The organism is Synechococcus sp. R6-7, from assembly GCF_047461695.1.
GTDB lineage: Bacteria > Cyanobacteriota > Cyanobacteriia > Thermostichales > Thermostichaceae > Thermostichus.
Genome location: NZ_JANSHS010000324.1, coordinates 1 through 4,698, shown reverse-complemented (window position 1 = coordinate 4,698; position 4,698 = coordinate 1). Strand labels below are relative to the sequence as shown.

Genomic DNA, 4,698 nt, shown 5'->3' with positions numbered 1-4,698 from the left:
TGCGGGGCTCCTGCGATTTCTAGCTGAAATTTTGCGCTCCTTTAGCAGGGATCCCTCGAAGTTCTTTGCCGCTATCTGCCGTTTTGGCCGCAAACTGAAGAGAGCACCTTGGTTGCCGTTGCTGCGAACGCCTGAGGTGCCTGTGTCTTTAGATCTCAAAGAAAGCTTAAATAGCAAAGCTCAAAAGATCCATTGGACTCCATTCCGCTTACGCAAACACTAGAAATCATGGGATCCCGTTCACCGCGTCCAGCCCGGCCCATCCGTTCCGGCCGCTATCCGGCCAAAGAGCTGTGCAGCCAGTGCGGCCTCTGCGATACCCGCTACGTGGCCCACGTCAAAGAAGCCTGTGCCTTCTTGGACCAGCAACTGACCCAGTTGGAAGAACAGACCCACGGGCGATCCCGGGAATCGCTGCGCTCAGGATCCCTTGCCGTCACTGATACCGATTACTTCGGTGTCTACGAGGCGATGTACACAGCCCGCAAGCGGGATCCGATCCCGGGGGCCCAGTGGACGGGCATTGTCAGCAGCATTGGCATGAAGGCCCTCACCACTGGCTTGGTGGAAGGGGTGGTGTGCGTGCAGGCGGATGAGCGGGATCGCTTTCAGCCACGGCCCATCCTGGCCCGTACCCCCGAAGCGGTCTGGGCGGCGCGAGTTAACAAGCCAACTCTTTCTCCCAACTTGTCTGTGTTGGAGCAGGTGGAGCAAAGCGGCCTCAAGCGCCTATTGGTGATCGGGGTGGGCTGCCAAATTCAGGCTTTGCGGGCGGTGGAAAAAAAACTGGGCCTGGAGAAGCTGTACGTGTTGGGCACGCCCTGTGTGGACAATGTCAGCCGTGCCGGGCTGCAAAAGTTTCTAGAAACCACCAGCCGCTCCCCACAGACGGTGGTGCACTACGAGTTTATGCAAGACTTCCACATCCACTTCAAACACGAAGATGGCTCGGTGGAAAAGGTGCCCTTCTTCGGCCTCAAGACCAAAGAACTCAAGGACGTGTTTGCCCCCTCCTGCCTCAGTTGTTTTGACTATGTGAATGCTCTGGCAGATCTGGTGGTGGGCTACATGGGATCCCCCTTGGGCTGGCAGTGGCTGCTGGTGCGCAATCAGCGGGGGCAAGAGCTGTTGGACTTAGTCTGGGAGGAGCTGGAAACCCAACCGGTGATCTCGCAGGGATCCCGGCGGGCGGCAGTGCAGCAGGGGATCCCTGCCTACGACCAAGCCCTGAGTTTGCCAATGTGGCTGGCTCGCCTCTTGGGGGCGGCAATCCAGCGCTTTGGGCCGCGCGGCCTGGAATATGCCCGCTTCTCCATCGATTCCCACTTCACCCGCAACTACCTCTACGTGCGCCGCCACTATCCCCAGAAGTTGGAGCAGCACGTGCCCCCCTTTGCCCGGCGGATTGTGGAGCAGTACCAACTCCCGCAAGACTGAGGCTCAGCAGTAGCGGATCCCGGCTTCCGCCCAGCGATCGATAGCCTGACCTATGCGCTCGCAATCGGCAATTAGGCTAATCCGCACGTAGCCCTCTCCTCCCTCTCCAAAAGCGCTGCCGGGGGTTACGACCACGCCTGTAGATTCCAGCACCCGCAGGGCAAACTCCGTCGATCCCTCAGGGGTGCCGTCGGCAGCGCGGGGGGTAGGGATCCAGAGATACATCGTCGCCCGTGGCGGCTCGATCCGCCAGCCCAACTCCGCTAGGCGGCCGATCAGATAGTCGCGCCGGCGGCGGTAGCGCTCTTGTACCTGCTCCAGGTAGCTATCCGGCAGGCGCAGGGCAGTTTCGGCGGCCTTTTGGATGGCGGCAAAAATGCCGTAGTCGAGATTGGTTTTCAGGGTGCGCAAGCTCTGGATGATCTGGCGATTGCCCACCACAAATCCCACCCGCCAACCGGCCATGTTGTAGGTTTTGGAGAGGGTGTGGAACTCCACTGCCAAGTCCTTGGCGCCTGGGATCTGCAGCAGGCTGGTGGGCCGGTAGCCGTCAAAAGCCAGCTCGGCATAGCACAGGTCGTGCACCAGGATGAGATCGTAGCGGCGGGCAAACTCCACCACCTCCTCAAAAAAAGAGCGGGGCGCCACCGCAGCCGTTGGGTTGTTGGGGTAGTTGAAATACAGCACCCGCGCCTGCTGAGCCACTTCCGGCGGTATTTCTTGCAGATCGATCAACCACCCCTTCTGCGGGCGCAGCATCATCGGGTAGATCTGCCCGCCGGCAATCATGGGGCCGCGAAAATGGGCTGGATAGGCAGGGCTGGGCACCAACACCAGATCTCCGGGATCCACATAGGCCAGAGCCAGGTGGGTCAGCCCCTCTTTGGATCCCAGCAAAGGCAGCGCCTCTCCATTGGGATCCAGCTCCACCCCGTAGCGGCGCCAGTACCAATCCGTGATTGCCTGGCGGAAGCTGGCCGTGCCCTCAAAGGGCGGGTAGCCGTGGTGGGCGGGATCCGCAATGGCCGCCTGCGCCGCCTCCACCACCGGCTGTGGGGTGGGACCATCGGGGTTGCCCATGCCCAGATCGATCAAATCCAACCCCTGCTGGCGGGCGCGGGCCTTCAGCTCATCCAAGCGGGCGAAGACATAGGCGGGCAGCTTGTTCAGCCGCTGGGCGGGAACGAGAGCGCGGTTCATGGCAAGAATGGGGAAGGGGCACAGCCGGTGCCTGATGGGAGGATAGGTACCTAACTTACCGCCAGACCTGCATCCAAAGCAATGATCGAGATTGGCGGCTTTGGGCATCCGGGATCCCGAACAGCTAGGATAGATATCCCAAGTTATCGACGAGCCAACAGTGCCCCTACCTCTTGTGGCCATTGTGGGCCGCCCCAACGTGGGCAAATCCACCCTCGTCAACCGCATGGCGGGGGTGCGTTCGGCCATTGTGCACGATGAGCCCGGCGTGACCCGGGATCGCCTGTACCAGGAGGTGGAGTGGAACGGGCGCCGCTTGCGGGTGGTGGACACCGGCGGCCTGGTTTTTGGCGACGACAGCGAATTTCTGCCCCACATTCGCCAGCAAGCGATGGCAGCCATGGCCGAGGCGCAGGCCGTGATCTTCGTGGTGGATGGCCGAGAGGGACTGACACCCGCCGATGTAGAAGTGGCCGATTGGCTGCGCAAACAACCCCTGCCGGTGGTGGTGGCCGTAAACAAGTGCGAGTCGGGGCAGATGGGCCTGGCTCAGGCAGCAGCCTTTTGGGAGCTGGGGCTGGGGGATCCGATCCCCTGTTCCGGCATCCATGGCAATGGGGTAGCCGAGCTGTTGGAGGCGGTGCTGGCTCACTTGCCCGAAGTGACCGCAGAAGCCGCAGGCGAGCCAGATCCCATCGCCGTCTCGATTGTGGGACGGCCCAACGTCGGCAAATCCAGCCTGCTCAACCGCCTGGTAGGATCCGAGCGGGCCATCGTCAGCCCCATTTCCGGCACCACCCGCGATGCCATCGACACCGTGGTCACCTGGGAAGGGCAGCCCTATCGCCTCATCGATACCGCCGGCATCCGCAAAAAAAACCGCGTGCAGTACGGCATTGAGTTCTTCAGCATTAACCGGGCCTTCAAGGCCATCCAGCGCTCGGATGCAGTTCTGCTGGTGATCGATGCTTTGGAGGGGGTTACCGAACAGGATCAGAGGCTGGCCGGGCGCATCGAAGAAGAGGGCCGCGCCTGCGTTGTCGTCGTCAACAAGTGGGATGCAGTAGAAAACAAAGATACCCACACCATCAACGAGTTCACCCGCGAGATTCGCGACAGGCTTTACTTTATTGAATGGGCGCCGCTCCTGTTTGTCAGCGCCCTCACCGGGCAACGCACCCACAAAATCTTTGAGCAGGTGAATACCGTGGTGGCCGCCCACCGCAAACGGGTTCCCACCGCTGTGGTCAACGAAGTGCTCCAGGATGCTCTTGCCTGGCAATCGCCCCCCACCAACCGCCAGGGCAAGCAGGGCAGAATTTACTACGGCACCCAGGTGGCGGATCGGCCCCCCACCTTTGTTCTGTTTGTCAACGATCCCGATTTGTTTAAGGATAACTACCGCCGCTTCCTGGAAAAGCACTTCCGGCAAAACCTGGACTTTACCGGTACTCCCATTCGCTTTCTCTGGCGCGGCAAATCCGAGCGCTTGGTTGGGCGGGCGGTGCGAAAATTGGAGAGATCCCTGACCTCTCGTTAGGCCCTCTGGTCTACTGAAAGCCTATGGCTGTGGATCCCAACGTCAAAACCCTGGTTGACAACCGTCGCGCCCGCTTCGAGTACGACATCTTGGAGACCTATGAGGCCGGGATCCAACTGACCGGCACAGAGGTGAAATCGATACGAGCGGGCAAAGCCAACCTGCAAGACGCTTTTGCCCTCTTTCGGGATGGGGAAGCATGGCTGCACAATCTGCACATCTCCCCCCATGACACCGCCAGCAAAGTGTTTAACCACGACCCTACCCGCCGCCGCAAGTTGCTGCTGCACCGCCGCGAGATCGACCGCCTACGGGGCTTGGTGGAACAAAAGGGCCTGACCGTGGTTCCCCTCAAGCTGGTGCTCAACCGCGGCTGGATCAAAGCCCATCTGGGCGTGGCCCGCGGCAAAAAGCTCCACGACAAGCGGCAGGCAATCAAAGAGCGGCAAACCCAGCGGGAGATTCAGCGGGAACTGAAGGAACGATAAATTTCTCCGTAAACTACCCGACTCCGACCGCTA

Annotated in this window: 5 protein-coding genes; 4 read left to right on the top strand and 1 reads right to left on the bottom strand. The window is 60.7% G+C overall.

What is annotated here, in order from left to right; genetic code table 11:
- A partial coding sequence (locus NW815_RS09965; protein WP_414415962.1) for a hypothetical protein occupies positions 1-223 on the top strand: 223 nt, incomplete at its 5' end.
- 5 nt (positions 224-228) lie between these two features.
- Positions 229-1,437: a Coenzyme F420 hydrogenase/dehydrogenase, beta subunit C-terminal domain gene (locus tag NW815_RS09960; protein ID WP_414390782.1), complete on the top strand. Its 1,209-nt coding sequence runs from the start codon at positions 229-231 to the stop codon at positions 1,435-1,437.
- A 3-nt stretch (positions 1,438-1,440) separates the two neighbouring features.
- On the opposite strand, the gene NW815_RS09955 is transcribed toward NW815_RS09960, so the two are convergent.
- Positions 1,441-2,637, bottom strand: a complete 1,197-nt coding sequence (locus tag NW815_RS09955; RefSeq protein WP_414415961.1) for an aspartate aminotransferase — start codon at positions 2,635-2,637, stop codon at positions 1,441-1,443.
- 160 nt (positions 2,638-2,797) lie between these two features.
- Here NW815_RS09955 and der point away from each other — a divergent pair, with 160 nt between their 5' ends.
- Positions 2,798-4,177, top strand: coding sequence for a ribosome biogenesis GTPase Der (der, locus tag NW815_RS09950; RefSeq protein WP_011432890.1), 1,380 nt, complete (start codon positions 2,798-2,800; stop codon positions 4,175-4,177).
- Positions 4,178-4,200: 23 nt separating this feature from the next.
- Positions 4,201-4,665, top strand: a complete 465-nt coding sequence (smpB, locus tag NW815_RS09945; protein WP_011432891.1) for an SsrA-binding protein SmpB — start codon at positions 4,201-4,203, stop codon at positions 4,663-4,665.
- Positions 4,666-4,698: the final 33 nt, after the last annotated feature.

Coding starts and splice junctions, on each gene's coding strand:
- NW815_RS09955 (WP_414415961.1), bottom strand. CDS start 2,637: ATGAACCGCGCTCTCGTTCCCGCCCAGCGGCTGAACAAGCTGCCCGCC.
- NW815_RS09960 (WP_414390782.1), top strand. CDS start 229: ATGGGATCCCGTTCACCGCGTCCAGCCCGGCCCATCCGTTCCGGCCGC.
- smpB (WP_011432891.1), top strand. CDS start 4,201: ATGGCTGTGGATCCCAACGTCAAAACCCTGGTTGACAACCGTCGCGCC.